The sequence below is a fragment of the Mangrovibacillus cuniculi genome (assembly GCF_015482585.1).
Classification (GTDB): Bacteria; Bacillota; Bacilli; order Bacillales; family R1DC41; genus Mangrovibacillus; species Mangrovibacillus cuniculi.
In genome coordinates this window covers 2,504,765-2,519,902 of record NZ_CP049742.1, presented here as the reverse complement: position 1 = coordinate 2,519,902, position 15,138 = coordinate 2,504,765, and the positions used below count along the sequence as shown (strand labels likewise).

General features: G+C 40.6%; 10 protein-coding genes. 6 read left to right on the top strand and 4 right to left on the bottom strand.

Going from position 1 to position 15,138, the window contains the following annotated elements; genetic code table 11:
* Positions 1 to 179 precede the first annotated feature (179 nt).
* The gene (locus tag G8O30_RS12720; protein ID WP_239672431.1) at positions 180 to 2,261 is read right to left on the bottom strand and encodes a transglycosylase domain-containing protein; all 2,082 of its coding nucleotides are present in this window, start codon (positions 2,259 to 2,261) and stop codon (positions 180 to 182) included.
* 241 nt (positions 2,262 to 2,502) lie between these two features.
* Here G8O30_RS12720 and speE point away from each other — a divergent pair, with 241 nt between their 5' ends.
* From speE to argS, 4 genes are all read left to right on the top strand, one after another.
* Positions 2,503 to 3,333, top strand: a complete 831-nt coding sequence (gene speE / locus G8O30_RS12715; protein ID WP_239672430.1) for a spermidine synthase — start codon at positions 2,503 to 2,505, stop codon at positions 3,331 to 3,333.
* Positions 3,334 to 3,346: 13 nt separating this feature from the next.
* The gene (gene speB / locus G8O30_RS12710) at positions 3,347 to 4,231 is read left to right on the top strand and encodes an agmatinase (RefSeq protein WP_239672429.1); all 885 of its coding nucleotides are present in this window, start codon (positions 3,347 to 3,349) and stop codon (positions 4,229 to 4,231) included.
* Positions 4,232 to 5,041: 810 nt separating this feature from the next.
* Entirely contained in the window at positions 5,042 to 5,479 is a 438-nt protein-coding gene (locus G8O30_RS12705) for a YwiB family protein (RefSeq protein WP_239672428.1), read from the top strand.
* On the top strand, positions 5,476 to 7,146 hold the full coding sequence (gene argS / locus G8O30_RS12700) for an arginine--tRNA ligase (RefSeq protein ID WP_239672427.1): 1,671 nt from the start codon (positions 5,476 to 5,478) through the stop codon (positions 7,144 to 7,146). Before G8O30_RS12705 ends, argS begins: the two co-directional genes overlap by 4 nt.
* A gap of 174 nt (positions 7,147 to 7,320) precedes the next feature.
* On the opposite strand, the gene G8O30_RS12695 is transcribed toward argS, so the two are convergent.
* From G8O30_RS12695 to cls, 3 genes are all read right to left on the bottom strand, one after another.
* Entirely contained in the window at positions 7,321 to 8,748 is a 1,428-nt protein-coding gene (locus G8O30_RS12695) for an alanine/glycine:cation symporter family protein (RefSeq protein ID WP_239672426.1), read from the bottom strand.
* 296 nt (positions 8,749 to 9,044) lie between these two features.
* On the bottom strand, positions 9,045 to 10,013 hold the full coding sequence (uvsE, locus tag G8O30_RS12690) for a UV DNA damage repair endonuclease UvsE (protein WP_239672425.1): 969 nt from the start codon (positions 10,011 to 10,013) through the stop codon (positions 9,045 to 9,047).
* Between the two features lie 12 nt (positions 10,014 to 10,025).
* The gene (cls, locus tag G8O30_RS12685; protein WP_239672424.1) at positions 10,026 to 11,222 is read right to left on the bottom strand and encodes a cardiolipin synthase; all 1,197 of its coding nucleotides are present in this window, start codon (positions 11,220 to 11,222) and stop codon (positions 10,026 to 10,028) included.
* A gap of 193 nt (positions 11,223 to 11,415) precedes the next feature.
* On the opposite strand from cls, the gene G8O30_RS12680 reads away from it, so the two are divergent.
* Together G8O30_RS12680 and G8O30_RS12675 are read left to right on the top strand one after the other, a co-directional pair.
* A complete protein-coding gene (locus G8O30_RS12680) occupies positions 11,416 to 13,533 on the top strand; it encodes a (Fe-S)-binding protein (protein WP_239674558.1) in 2,118 nt (705 codons plus the stop codon).
* 130 nt (positions 13,534 to 13,663) lie between these two features.
* Positions 13,664 to 14,845, top strand: a complete 1,182-nt coding sequence (locus tag G8O30_RS12675; RefSeq protein WP_239672423.1) for an acetyl-CoA C-acetyltransferase — start codon at positions 13,664 to 13,666, stop codon at positions 14,843 to 14,845.
* Positions 14,846 to 15,138 lie beyond the last annotated feature (293 nt).

Genomic DNA, 15,138 nt, shown 5'->3' with positions numbered 1-15,138 from the left:
TTGAGAACCGTCTCGACAGTGAGAAGGGCGTCAAAACTGAAAAATGAGCTATTTGAACACCACCTGAATGCTAGGATGGTTGTCAAAATTCAGAAGTCCCCAATCTGAGAACCACCAATCCCTTGCCATCGGCTAAAAAAAAGAAGCACCTATTCTACTGGTGCCCCTCCTAAAACCATTTACCAAAACTTCCACCAAGGTTTATCTTTCTTTTCTTCAACCGGAAGCGGCTCGGATAATTTCGGTGTTTCTTCTTCTGTGTCAAACTGCTCCTCTGAAACTACATCACAAAATTCTGTGGGTTCTGATCCTTTTATAAAGTACATAGAGCGTACATTTTCCGAGCAGTGATTCGTTGCAATTTTGCCGCTCTTCGGATCAATTGGTAAAGAAACCACATTACCAGTAGGTGTGAAGTTCTCAGATTGAGTTCCGGATGCCACGCGTTCCATAAAGCGAATCCAGATGTTTTTTGCGTATAACTTGTCTGAAAGTAAAGTAATCTCTCTTCCTTCATCATACCCCGTCCAAATAGCGGTTGATAAACTAGGGGAATACCCTACCATCCAGTTATCAGACGAAGTAGATCCTGTTTTACCAGCGTAAGGTCTTGTCATCTGAGGGATAAGGGAACTACCCGTAACACTCGCGTACCCATTTAATTTTGTATCGAACATTCCAGTTAGCATATTCGTTGTCACATAAGCTACGTCAGGGTTCAGTTGTTGCTTCTCACTAGGTTTGTGTTCATAGAGAACCTCCCCGTTATAAGTCTCCACCTTCGTAACTAACACAGGTTCAATTTCCACTCCGCCGTTTGCTAACATTCCATACGCGTTCGCCATATCGATGACCCGCACGCCAGAAGTACCTAAAGCGAGAGAAGGTACATCTTTCATCTTCGTCGTTAATCCAAAGCGCTTTGCTGTGGAAGCAAGTATGTTATCTCCTAAGAAGAGATGAGTCTTTACAGCGTAGATGTTATCTGATACGGCAACCGCTTGGGCCATCGTAATTTCACCGTTTGCATAATAGTGATTAAAGTTTTGTGGTTCATACACTTCGCGATCATCGTCATATCGGAATGATGTTGGTTCACTGCGCAGCATGGTAACTGGTGTAAACCCACGTTCTAATGCAGCGTAATATAATAAAGGTTTCATCGTTGAACCAGGTTGACGAATAGCTTGAGTCGCGCGATTATATGGGCTTTCTTTATAGTTCCTTCCGCCGACAAGTGCTGTCACGTAACCTGTTTTCGGATCAAGAGAAGTGAATCCTAGTTGAATCTCACTTTCCTCTGAAATCGTCTCGGCTACGACTTGTTCTGCAATCTCTTGATGTTTCGAATTCAAAGTCGTGTAAATTCGCAGTCCTCCAAGCGCAATTGCTTTAGCATCTAATCCAATCTTATCTTGAAGTTGAGCACGAACAGCGTCTTGGAAGTAAGGAGCCATTTCTTGTTGGTTACCAATATGTTGTCCGATAAACGTCAAACGCTCTTTTAACGCAGCTGCTTTTTCTTCTTCTGTAATATATCCGTTCGTCACCATGGAGGATAGAACGATATTCATACGGTCAAAAGCTTTATCTTTATTAACAAATGGAGAAAAGTAGGTAGGGCCCTTTGGAACGCCTGCAATCATTGCGCTTTCTGCAAGGGTCAGCTCTTTAGCACTTTTTCCAAAGTAATAGATACTAGCTGCTTCGATTCCATATGCTCCATGTCCATAATAAATTGTATTTAAATAGCCAGATAGAATGTCATCTTTTGTATAGTTCATTTCTAGTCTTAGTGTATAAAAAGCTTCAGAGATTTTCCTTTTCCATGATTTTTCGTGTGATAGAAAAAGGTTCCTAGCGTATTGTTGGGTGATAGTGCTTGCTCCTTGTGCCATGGACATAGATCGTAAGTCGGCTAAAACAGCTCCACCAATCCTCTTTACATCAAATCCCGGATGTGAATAAAAATTACGATCCTCAACAGCAATTGTAGCGTGAACTAAATCTTCTGACATATCTTCAATAGGTATCCAATATCTTATTTCACCAGAATGACTCTCCCCAATTTTTTCTCCAGTAGAGGAAAAGTAAAGACTTGACTGAGGAACAGCTAAAGGGGGTGCCCCTAAAATACGTGCGTAAATAAGTAAAGCGATACAAACCGTCACAATTGCAGCTGCTACAAAGCCACCAAGTATAAGTCCTGCGCGAAACCACTTCTTTGACCGTTCGCGACCAACGGGAGGAAACATCTCCATCTTCATCACCACCAAATCTAGTATTCTTACAATTAGTATGGTCTGAAGGATAAGAGATTAAACGGTATATGACAAAAAATTGTCTTCAAAGCATTTCTTTACTTTTTTCGACAAAAACACTATACTTTTGCTCATGTTTTTCATTATACTAACGATGAATGTCTTTAGCGATTTAGCGAAAAGCTAGTGCAGTAGAGCACAGTTCTAATAAAAACTTTTAAACAAAGAGAGGAAGCGAAAAATGAGCGGATTTTGGTTCACAGAAAAGCAGACAGAAAACTTTGGTATTACGATTAAGGTAAATAAGACTTTACATACAGAGCAGACGGAATTCCAGAAGCTTGATATGGTAGAAACAGAAGAGTGGGGCAACATGCTTTTATTAGACGGTATGGTAATGACTTCTCAAGTTGATGAGTTCGTTTATCACGAAATGGTTGCACACGTCCCTCTATTCACTCACCCTAACCCTGAAAACGTACTAGTTGTTGGTGGTGGAGACGGTGGAGTAATCCGTGAAGTTCTGAAACATCCAAGCGTGAAAAAAGCTACTCTAGTAGAAATCGACGGGAAAGTAATCGAGTACTCTAAAAAATATCTACCAGAAATCGCTGGAGATCTTGAGGATGCTCGAGTAGAAGTTAAAGTTGGCGACGGATTCCTTCACATTGCAGAATCTGAGAACGAGTATGATGTAATCATGGTGGATTCTACTGAACCAGTTGGACCAGCTGTTAACCTATTTACAAAAGGATTCTACGCAGGTATCTCTAAAGCGCTAAAAGAAGATGGTTTATTCGTAGCGCAATCGGACAATCCGTGGTTTACGCCTGACCTAATCCGTAACGTACAACGCGACGTAAGTGAGATATTCCCAATCACTCGTCTATACATTGCGAACATCCCTACGTATCCAAGTGGAATGTGGTCGTTCACAATTGGATCTAAGAAACATGATCCTCTTGAAGTAGCAGATGAGCGTTTCCATGAAATGGAGACGAAGTACTACACGAAAGAGCTACACAAAGCAGCATTTGCACTACCTAAATTTGTTAAAGATTTAACGAAATAAGGAGGACGAATAGATGCGTTTTGATGAAGCATACTCGGGTAATATCTTTATTGGAAGTCAACAAAACTTTGAGGAAGCGGAAGTCGTACTTTACGGCATGCCAATGGACTGGACAGTAAGCTACCGTCCAGGCTCTCGTTTTGGTCCCACTCGTATCCGCGAAGTTTCTATTGGCTTAGAAGAATACAGTGCGTATTTAGACCGTGAGTTACACGAAGTTTCTGTTTACGACGCTGGTGATATTCCTCTACCATTCGGTAACGCGCCAAAGAGCTTAGATGTTATTGAAGCATACGTAGATGAAATCCTAGGTCATGGGAAAATGCCACTTGGAATCGGTGGGGAACACTTAGTTTCTTGGCCAGTTATGAAAGCCGTAGCAAAAAAATATCCTGATCTAGCAATCATCCATATGGATGCACATACGGATCTTCGAGTGGATTATGAAGGAGAACCTCTTTCTCACTCCACTCCAATTCGTAAAATTGCAGAACACATTGGTCCTAAAAATGTCTACTCTTTCGGAATTCGTTCTGGAATGAAAGAAGAGTTCAAATGGGCAAAAGAGAACGGTATGCACATCTCTAAATTTGAAGTGCTAGAGCCGTTGAAAGAGATTTTACCTACATTAGCTGGTCGTCCTGTATACGTAACAATCGACATAGACGTGTTAGACCCGGCACATGCACCAGGAACTGGAACAGTGGATTGCGGCGGTATTACATCTCGTGAATTACTAGCATCAATTCATGCTATCTCTCGTTCTGATGTACAAGTAGTTGGAGCAGACTTAGTAGAAGTAGCGCCAATCTATGATGCATCTGAGCAAACAGCGAATACAGCTTCTAAGCTTATTCGTGAGATGATTTTAGGGTATACAATGACAACAAAGAAATAATAGAGCAAAGCCCAGAAAGAAGATTGACTACTTTCTGGGCTTTTTTTGTTGCGTGAACAGCAACAACTCATCGTTGGCCACGTGATGTGGCCTGTTCTTAGATGAGTCTCCTAATAACTTGTGGCAAGAAGTGTGTGAAGAGGAGGAGTGGAGTACACAGTTACAATGTAATGAGTTCTCAAAAAGGTGAGAAGTAGTAGCAGAGCACACGTTAAGGATGTAACGTGCGTTCAAGAAGGGGCAGAAGGAGAGTAGAGCACCCGTTAAGGAGACAACGTGCGTTCAAGAAGGCGGAGAGGGAGAGTAGAGCACCCGTTAAGGAGATAACGTGCGGTCAAGAAGTTGTAAAAGAGAGGTAGAGCACCCGTTAATAAAATAACGCGTGATCACGATGGAGATGAGAGTGAGTAGAACTCCTGTTGCGATTCTAAGTTTAAACCAGCGAAAAAAAACAGTTAAAATCACCTAAAATTACCAAAATACCGCTTATAGGAGGTGGATAGATAGTATTTTTATTGATATAATTATAAATTTTTTAATTAACAAAAGTAATAATGTGACACTACCCGGGGGATCGATTCTTGCGACCAAAAAAAGAAAGAATATCGCTAAAATTACCTAAAAATAGCCAAAATACCGCCTATAAGAGGTGTACAAATACATAAAAATATTTTATAATTAAATATTTTTGTCTGAACTTTATCTCCTGTTCTTCATTTCCTTCCTTCCACCATTGCAATTTTGCTCAATTATTTCTATAATGATTTAGTTATAGAGAGCGAAAAATATGTAGAAAAGGAAGTGGACAATGTGGCGACTAACAAGCTTCAAACGGCTGTTCGTGTGAAACTTCTCACGTCCATAACCATTGAGCAAGAAACGGAAAGTTATGAATTGCAGACTACTGGGACAATCCAGTTCAAAAATGGTTCTGCTTACTTGCATTATGATGAGGTGCAGGAAAATGGAACGGTTAATACATTAGTGAAAGTTGCACCAGAAAAGACATTGATACAACGAAGAGGTGCGGTAAATATGCGCCTTTCTTTCAATAAAGAAATTCCTTTAAATGGATCTTACGACACGCCGCAGGGTACACTGTTATTTACAACTGAAACAAATGAGCTGAAAACGGTATTTGGAGAAGAAGAAGGCTCTATTTCTGTAGATTATGAGTTATTTATGAATGAACAACATGTTGGATCATATAAAATGGACATTACCTATAAGGAGGACGAAACGGCATGAATGCAGTAGAACAAGTGCAAGAACAGTTAAAGTTATCGATTCGTGAAGCGGTAATAAAAGCAGGATTAGCGACAGAAGAGCAAATTCCTTCTATTATGTTAGAAACGCCGAAAGATAAAACGCATGGGGATTTTGCGACGAACACAGCGATGCAGCTTGCGCGTGTTGCTCGTAAGGCACCACGCCAAATTGCGGAAGAAATCAAAGCTAATTTAGACCTGGAAAAAGCTTCTGTGGAAAAAGTGGAGATTGCTGGACCAGGCTTCATCAACTTTCACATGAACAATAGTTATTTAACAAAACTAATTCCTTTAGTACTAGAACAAGGTCAAGGATACGGTTCTTCTAATTATGGAAAGAAAGAAACAGTTAATGTGGAGTTTGTTTCTGCCAATCCAACTGGAGATCTTCACTTAGGTCATGCTCGTGGCGCAGCTGTTGGGGATTCTCTATGTAATATTCTAGATATGGCTGGCTACGATGTAACTCGTGAGTATTACATTAATGATGCTGGTAATCAAATTCATAACCTTGCGAAGTCGGTAGAAGCTCGTTATTTCCAAGCGCTTGGAGAAGACTTTCCGATGCCGGAAGATGGATACCATGGACAAGATATCATTAACATTGGTAAGGATCTAGCAGAAGAGTTCAGCGAGAAGTATAAGCAAACAACAGAAGAAGAGCGTTACGAGTTCTTCCGTAGTTACGGTTTGAAATATGAAATGAAGAAATTACAGCAAGATTTAAGTGATTTCCGTGTGAACTTCGACGTGTGGTACTCTGAGACTTCTTTATACCAAAACGGTAAAATTGATGAAGGGTTAGCTGCTCTTCGTGAAAACGGACATATTTATGAAGAAGATGGAGCAACTTGGTTCCGTTCTACTGAGCTTGGTGATGACAAAGACCGAGTATTGATAAAGAATGATGGTACTTACACGTATTTAACTCCAGATATCGCTTACCATAAGGACAAATTTAATCGTGGACACGAAACACTTATTAATATTTGGGGTGCTGATCACCACGGATACATCCCTCGTATGAAAGCGGCTGTAGAAGCACTTGGATTTAATCGTGAGAAGTTAGAAGTAGAAGTTATTCAATTAGTACATCTGTATAAAGACGGCGAGAAAATGAAGATGAGTAAGCGTACGGGTAAAGCAGTAACCATGCGTGACCTAGTAGAAGAAGTTGGATTAGATGCAACTCGTTACTTCTTTGCAATGCGTAGCGCAGATACTCATATGGACTTTGATTTAGATTTAGCTGTATCTCAGTCTAATGAAAACCCAGTGTATTATGCACAATATGCACATGCTCGTATCCACAGTATTTTACGTACGGCTTCTGAGCAAGGCTTCGCATTAGATGGTGATCTTGATTTGACACAAGTAGCTTCCGAGAAAGAGTATGATGTGTTAAAACAAATCGGTGACTTCCCTGCGGTAGTAGCGGAAGCGGCAGAAAAGCGTATTCCTCACCGTATTTCTAACTACATCAATGATCTTGCATCTGCATTCCATAGTTTTTACAATGCGGAAAAAGTATTGGATGCAGAGGCGCCAGAACGTACGAAAGCACGCTTAGCGTTAATTCAAGCAGTTGCGCAAACGTTGCGTAATGCACTTACGTTAATTGGAGTTTCAGCTCCGGAGCAGATGTAATAGTAAAGTGAAAAGAGCTTTAACGACTGCAATGTGATTTCCGCTCCAATCCCTACTGAAAACTAGTTACTACGTTGGCTCTGTGGAAATTACTATTTAATTTCAAATTTGCTTAAAACAAAAACCGCTGCAATCAAATCTGCAGCGGTTTTTTGGTTTATTAAATAATTTTTATCACGCAGTCGTACGCTTTTCCTTCTCGCGAGTAGGCCAAGCCTCAACGCCTTTAAGTCCATCAATATCATTAGCGTAGAATTTTGGATCTAAGCCTTGGCTTCGTTGATCCATATAATTATTTAGAGCTTTGAATGCAATTGGTGCCAGGATACCAATTGCCACTAGGTTGATGATTGCCATTAGTGCCATCGAGAAGTCTGCTAAGTCCCATACGATTTGTAGAGATGCAACAGATCCGAATGCAACCATTCCAAGCGCTAAGATACGATACACAACAAGCCCTGTTGCACTCTTGTTGATGAAAGGTAAATTTGCTTCTCCGTAGTAGTAACTTCCAACGATTGAACTAAATGCGAAGGAGAAGATAGCGATTGCTAAGAAAATACCTGCCCATGAACTAAAATGCTCAGCCATTGCTGCTTGTGCTAATTCGATTCCGATAAGACCAGAAGTTGTGTACGCATCTGCAGTAAGAATGATAAAAGCAGTAGCGGAACACACGATTAATGTATCAAAGAATACACCAAGTGCTTGAATTAATCCTTGTTTAACTGGGTGAGAAACGTTCGCTGTAGCTGCTGCGTTTGGTGCAGATCCCATACCAGCTTCATTTGAGAATAGTCCACGTTTTACACCATTCATGATAGCAGCACCAATACCACCACCAACTACTTGCTCAAGTCCAAATGCGCTCTTAAAAATAAGTGCGATGACACCAGGGATCTCTGTAATATTTAACGCAACGACTATTAGGGCTAATAAGACATAGAATCCAGCCATGAAAGGAACGATGATTGAAGAGAATGTTGCGATACGTTTTACTCCACCAAAGATGATAAGAGCAGTAAGTGCAACTAATATCCCAGCCATAACCCAAGGGTTTACATTAAATGAATTTTCAAAAGCAGTAGCAATGGTATTTGCTTGAACCGCGTTAAATGTTAAACCAAAAGACATGATGATTGTAACGGCAAACGCTGCACTCATCCAAGGCTTTCCTAATTGTTTTTTAATGTAATAAGCAGGACCACCTACGAATCCGTCTTTACTTTTTACTTTGTAAATCTGAGCTAGTGTACTTTCGACGAAAGCGCTCGCTCCACCTAAGATTGCGACAACCCACATCCAAAATACCGCACCAGGTCCTCCAAGTGCTAAGGCAATTGCTACACCTGCTAAGTTACCTGTACCAATTCGAGTACCTGCTCCGATAAAGAAGGCTTGTAAGGAAGAAATGCCTCGTTGTCCTTCAGCGGATTGAACATCTTTATCAGACAATAACCTAAACATTTCCCCAATACGAGTGATTTGAACAAACCTGGAACCAAACGTAAAGTACAGTCCTAAACCTAGTAACAAGGCAATTAAAATGTACCCCCAAAGATATCCGTTTGCTGCAGCGACGAACTTTTCAATAAACTCCATACTCCATTGACCTCCCCGGAAACTGTATTTTCTTTATCTGTCTTAATTATCAGAAAACATTTATGAAAAGTCAATAAATTATTTTCAATTTACTGAACTTTCAAAGTTTACTGTTCGGAAATTTAGGGTATCGAAAATTACGAGTACGAAACTGTTGGTAAATCTGACTTAATCACTCTGTTTTCTGTCAAGACAGAGTTTATTTTAACGATGAAGCTAAAAATGTAATTATCTTGAAATAGTAATGGGTAGACAGTTGAATTTCATAGGAAAACGAAAAAAGGTGGTGGATTATTTTATGGAAAGAATAATGTTCCTCCGTCTATCCGCTTAACACCCCTAATTTTTGACCACTCTTCCATTAGAATAAGAAGGGAAAGATCTTTCTTTTTCGATTCCAACATGATGTCAATATCTTGTCCTACTTCTCGCAATGCAGAAAGAATGGGAGTTGCAAATGCTGGATCTACATGATCTGCATGTTTTCGACTGTTTCCTTTTTCGTTCAATGCAAACTGAGGCGAGGATAAATGTATTTTTGGTCGCAAATTGGTGTGATTCCATGTTTCAAACACTTGAGGTAATAAGCTTTGCCACTTGTCTACTTCATCACCTGGATTACAAACATGGTGGTGGTAATCAAAAACCATTGGTATTTTCAACTTCTGACAAGTTTCGAGTGTTTCCTTCATAGTGTATGTCTTATCGTCGTTTTCTAACGTCATTCGTTTATATTGCTTTGATGGAAGTAACGTAACTTGTTGGTAAAATCGCTTTAAAGTGGCTTGTTTATCCCCGTAAGTACCACCAATATGAATATTAATAACACCTTCTACTCCCATGGCATCTAGCATAGTGGAATGATAGTCAAAATCTGCTAGGGCGTTCTGGGTAACATGTTCTTCAGGGCTAGTAAATAAAGTGAATTGATTTGGATGAAAGCTTACCCGTAAAGAATGATCTCTCACCAACTGGCCTATTTCTTGCCATTCTTTTTTAAAAGGGGTAACATAATCCCACTTCGCCTCTGGGTGAGTAGCAAGAGGAACAATGGAACTAGACATGCGGTATACCGAAATCTGTTGAGCAATGCAATAGTGAATGATTCTCTTAGTAGTATCTAAGTTTTTTCTCGTTACTTCTACTAATTTTTCTTTCGCTTCTGTAAGTGGTTTTTTGGAGTAATTAGCAAATGTTAAAGCTTTTGCTGGAGTACCCTCATATAAGGAAAGTGCATGCGAAACAAAACCAAGGCGAATGATCATCCTGTGTCCCCCTCATAATAAACTTTCTACAGAACGTGCTATCCATTCTTTTAAACGAGTAAGCAAGGGCATATGCTGAAGTTTTTCTCTTGTTAAGTTACTCGATTGAGAAAGATCTATGTTATATGTTTCTAACACTTCATTAACAACACTCTGATCATAAATAAAACAATTCAATTCGTGGTTTATCCTAAAGCTTCGTCGATCAAAGTTTGCTGTCCCTACATCACAAAAAGTATTATCGATAATTAATGCTTTCGCATGGTAGAAGCCGTTTTGGTATTGATAGACTTCTACATTTTGTCCTGCAGCATATAATTTTCTGAAGTAACGATATGCGGCTTCTTTCACGAGTTTGTGATCGGCTATATCTGGTACTAATATTTGGATAGTTATTCCTTTTTTAGCTTGAGCTTCTAGTATTTCAAACACGGCAGGGGAAGGGATAAAGTAAGGACTGCCAATTTTAATAGAGGTTTTGGCATTGGATAATACGTCAATAAACTTTTCTTCTAACTGCCCTGCTTCTGATGGAAAGAGTTGATAAGGAGTAAAACCAGCTTCTGTTTTTGTAAAGGAGGCAGAGAGATCTTCTTTCACAGCTCTCTTCCAGTCTACGGCGAATTCATCGTATAAATCTTGTATTCCTTCTCCGCTTAATCGTAAGTGATAATCTCGCCAAGGAGAAAGTTTTGGTTGTTGGCTGATATATTCTTTTCCTATATTAAAGCCACCTAAAAAACCAATTTTTCCATCCACAATAGTAATCTTTCTGTGGTTACGACGTTGGATAGAATAAAAAGTATATGGGAAGGTAGGACGGTGACTAGCATGTAATTGGACTCCAGCTTCTTTTAAATCATCTCTTAGGGATTGGGTAAGGGAGTGTCCGCCTAGCCAATCTATTAACAATCTAACAGTAATACCTTCTCTCGCACGATCCATTAGAATAGAAAAAAACTCTTTACTGAAATCATCCTGCTTTGTGATGTAAAAAGAAACATGAATAAATGATTGAGCTTTACGTAGTTCTTTAAAATAGGAAGTAAAAAAAGTTTGTCCATCATCAAAAAAATCGATTGTGCCATGTCGGACTGGATACTCTCTTTTTTTAGAATTTCGTTGGTCAGCTTTATATCCCATGTGAAAATCTAGCCATGCCAAAAAAATGAACAGAGCTATTATAGCTAATACGATTAATAACCACATAAATGCTCGCTCCTTTTTGCGTGCTAGTATGAGGCTATCTTTCCCTAAAAAGAAAAAAAGACTCTTGAAAAGAAAAGAATAAGTTATTGACTGAATGCTCATTCATTATGTAATATAAAGATAAGATAATTTAGATAATTCTATCTCACAATGAGGGGAACATTTTGAGAGAAGTAGGGAAGGGGTAATAATGATGGGAGTATTACTTTGGGTCAACTGGATTGCATTCCTTATTGTAACCGCTTACGCACTAACGCTGTTTGTTTACTTAATAAGAACACGTATTGCTTTTATTAAGCTAGGTAAAAAAGTAGAATTCGATCAAAATGTCAAAGAACGTTTAGGAAAAGTTTGGGTCAACGTTTTTGGTCAAAAGAAACTTTTGAAAGATAAGAAAAGTGGTATTATACACGTCATGTTTTTCTATGGTTTTATCCTGGTACAGGCTGGAGCGATTGATTTTATCATCAAAGGTTTGGTGCCAGGTGCGCACTTACCGCTAGGGTCGTTATATCCAGGATTTACGTTCTTCCAAGAAATCGTTACAGCAATGATTTTAGTAGCGGTAGTATGGGCGTTTCACCGCAGATATGTGGAGAAATTAGTTCGTTTAAAAAGAGGATTTAAGTCAGGTTTAGTGCTTCTGTTCATTGGAGGACTAATGCTATCCGTTCTTTTGGGGAATGGGATGTCAATGATTTGGCACGGACATGAGGCTACTTGGACAGAACCAGTAGCAAGTCTATTCGCAACGATTTTTGCGGGAGCTCCAGAAGCTTTTGTCATCACACTATTCTATGTAGCTTGGTGGATTCATTTATTGTTCCTTCTTGCATTTTTAGTCTATGTGCCACAGTCCAAACACGCACACTTAATTGCAGGACCAGCGAACGTCTACTTTAACCGAACAGAGCAAGTTGGGAAGTTAAAACCGATTAACTTTGAAGATGAGTCCCAAGAATCATTCGGAGTAGGGAAAATTGAAGATTTTACACAATTACAGATGATTGACTTCTACTCATGTGTAGAGTGTGGTCGTTGTACTAATATGTGTCCTGCAACAGGGACGGGTAAAATGCTGTCACCGATGGATCTTATCGTAAAACTACGTGATCACTTAACACTTCATGGAGCGGCGGTAACATCTAAACAACCATGGGTGCCAACATTTGCATTTGGCGGAACAAAAGGGAATCAAATTGCACTTGCAGCTGCGAGTGCTGGAGCGGAAGAAGCAGCGGCAACTAGTATGTACAGTCCTTCTTTAATTGGCGATGTTATTACGGAAGAAGAAATCTGGGCTTGTACTACTTGCCGAAATTGTGAAGATCAATGTCCGGTTATGAATGAGCACGTGGATAAGATCATTGATTTACGTCGTTACCTTGTTTTAACAGAAGGTAAGATGGATCCTGATGCGCAGCGTGCGATGACGAACATTGAACGCCAAGGAAATCCTTGGGGATTAAATCGTAAAGAAAAAGAGAACTGGCGTGAGCTAAGACCAGATGTAATCGTTCCTACTGTAAAAGAGATGAAAAAAGCAGAGGAGGAATTTGAGTATTTATTCTGGGTTGGATCTATGGGATCTTTTGATAACCGAAGTCAAAAAATCGCTTTAAGTTTTGCGAAATTATTAAACGAGGCTGGCGTGAAATTTGCGATTCTTGGTAATAAAGAAAAGAACTCTGGAGACACGCCACGTCGACTTGGAAATGAGTTCTTATTCCAAGAGTTAGCTGGTCAAAACATTGCAGAGTTTGAAAAAGCGGGAGTAACGAAGATTGTTACGATTGATCCGCATGCTTACAACATTTTCAAAAATGAGTATCCAGACTTCGGATTTACTGGTGAAGTGTATCACCACACAGAAGTGTTGGCTCAGCTATTAAAAGAAGGAAAACTTACACCACAGCACGAAGTAAAAGAGACCATTACTTTCCACGATTCTTGTTACTTAGGAAGATACAATGAGGTGTATGAACCGCCTCGTGACATCCTAAAAGCTATTCCAGGCGTAACTGTTGTGGAAATGGAACGCAATCGCGACACGGGAATGTGCTGTGGAGCTGGTGGCGGACTGATGTGGATGGAAGAAGATGCAGGCCACCGTGTCAACGTGGCAAGAACAGAGCAAGCGCTTGAAACACAATCCAGTGTCATCTCCTCGGGATGTCCATACTGCTTAACGATGTTATCAGATGGAACGAAAGCAAAAGAAGTAGAAGAAGATGTACAGACTTTAGACGTTGCAGAGCTATTGGAACAATCCGTCTGTGGTCCTTATCAACCAATAACAGAAGCATCATAAACTAGATACTAGATTCATAGAATAGGAGAGAGAAGTGTGTGTACCACCTTCTCTTTCCGTTTTGTCTAGAAGCTGAGCGTTCGCTCGGAAAAAATGGAAGCGTTATCAATTATAGAGAGGGGAATTCAAAATGGGGAAAACAGTAATCGTAGCAGGAGCACGTACACCTATTGGAAAACTTGGAGGATCTCTACAAACTTTAACGGCACCAGAACTTGGGGGAAAAGCCATCGAGGCTGCATTACAACGAGCAGGTGTTGCGCCAAGTGACGTTACCAACGTGATTATGGGAACCGTTTTACAAGCCGGTCAAGGTCAAATTCCATCTCGTCAGGCTGCTAGAAATGCAGGGATTCCTTGGAATGTACGTTCCGAAACCATTAATAAAGTGTGTGCTTCTGGTATGCGTAGTGTGACGCTTGCAGACGGGTTACTCCGTTTAGGTGAAGAAAACGTTGTGGTAGCAGGTGGTATGGAATCCATGTCTAATACTCCTTATGCATTGCCTAAAGCTCGCTGGGGTTTCCGTATGGGCGACTCTCAAGTGAAAGATTTAATGGTTTCTGATGGACTGACTTGTACATTTACTGGTGTTCATATGGGGACGTACGGAAACGGAACAGCTGAAAAGTTTGAATTATCTAGAGAACAGCAGGACGTGTGGGCGCTTCGCAGTCACCAAAATGCATCAAGAGCAATAGAAGATGGTGTTCTTGCGGAAGAAATCGTGGCAGTGGAGATTCCTCAGCGTAAAGGTCCAAGTTTAGTAGTGGATCAAGATGAGTCACCGAGAAAAGATTCTACTTTAGAGAAGTTAAGTTCGTTGAAGCCTGTTTTCCAACAGGATGGAACAATTACAGCAGGAAATGCACCAGGAATAAATGACGGAGCATGTGCAATGGTGTTAATGAGTGAAGAGACAGCTGCTGACAAAGGATTAGAGCCATTAGCGACGATTCTTTCTCATACAAGTATTGCAGTTGAGGCGGAGCGATTCCCGGAAACACCAGGATTAGTTATCGAAGAATTGTTGAAAAAAGCAGCATTAACGGTTGAGGATATCGATTTATTTGAAATCAATGAAGCATTCGCAGCAGTAGCATTAGCAAGTGCGAAAATTGCTGGCGTTTCAGAAGAAAAAATCAATGTAAACGGTGGTGCAGTCGCACTAGGACACCCAATCGGTGCAAGTGGTGCACGTATTATTTTGACTTTAGCACACGAACTAAAGCGCCGTGGTGGAGGAAAAGGAATCGCTGCTATCTGTTCAGGTTCTGGTCAGGGAGATGCCGTGTTGATTGAAGTGAAGTGAAGGTTTGGTGGGGATGTGACCGAACTTCGGAGAGAAGCGACCGAATTATGGTGAAAGCGACCAAATTTCAGCGGAAGCGACCGAACTTCAGCGGAAGCGACCGAACTTCGGTGAAAGCGACCAAACTTCAGCGGAAGCGACCGAACTTCGGCGGAAAGCGACCAAACTCCGGCGAAAGCGACCGAACTTCAGCGGAAGCGACCGAACTCCGGCGAAAGCGACCAAACTTCGGCGGAAGCGACCGAACTTCGGTGAAAAGCGACCGAACTCCGGTGAAAGCGACCAAACTTCGG

Coding starts and splice junctions, on each gene's coding strand:
- G8O30_RS12720 (WP_239672431.1), bottom strand. CDS start 2,261: ATGGAGATGTTTCCTCCCGTTGGTCGCGAACGGTCAAAGAAGTGGTTT.
- speE (WP_239672430.1), top strand. CDS start 2,503: ATGAGCGGATTTTGGTTCACAGAAAAGCAGACAGAAAACTTTGGTATT.
- speB (WP_239672429.1), top strand. CDS start 3,347: ATGCGTTTTGATGAAGCATACTCGGGTAATATCTTTATTGGAAGTCAA.
- argS (WP_239672427.1), top strand. CDS start 5,476: ATGAATGCAGTAGAACAAGTGCAAGAACAGTTAAAGTTATCGATTCGT.
- G8O30_RS12695 (WP_239672426.1), bottom strand. CDS start 8,748: ATGGAGTTTATTGAAAAGTTCGTCGCTGCAGCAAACGGATATCTTTGG.
- uvsE (WP_239672425.1), bottom strand. CDS start 10,013: ATGATCATTCGCCTTGGTTTTGTTTCGCATGCACTTTCCTTATATGAG.
- cls (WP_239672424.1), bottom strand. CDS start 11,222: ATGTGGTTATTAATCGTATTAGCTATAATAGCTCTGTTCATTTTTTTG.
- G8O30_RS12680 (WP_239674558.1), top strand. CDS start 11,416: ATGGGAGTATTACTTTGGGTCAACTGGATTGCATTCCTTATTGTAACC.
- G8O30_RS12675 (WP_239672423.1), top strand. CDS start 13,664: ATGGGGAAAACAGTAATCGTAGCAGGAGCACGTACACCTATTGGAAAA.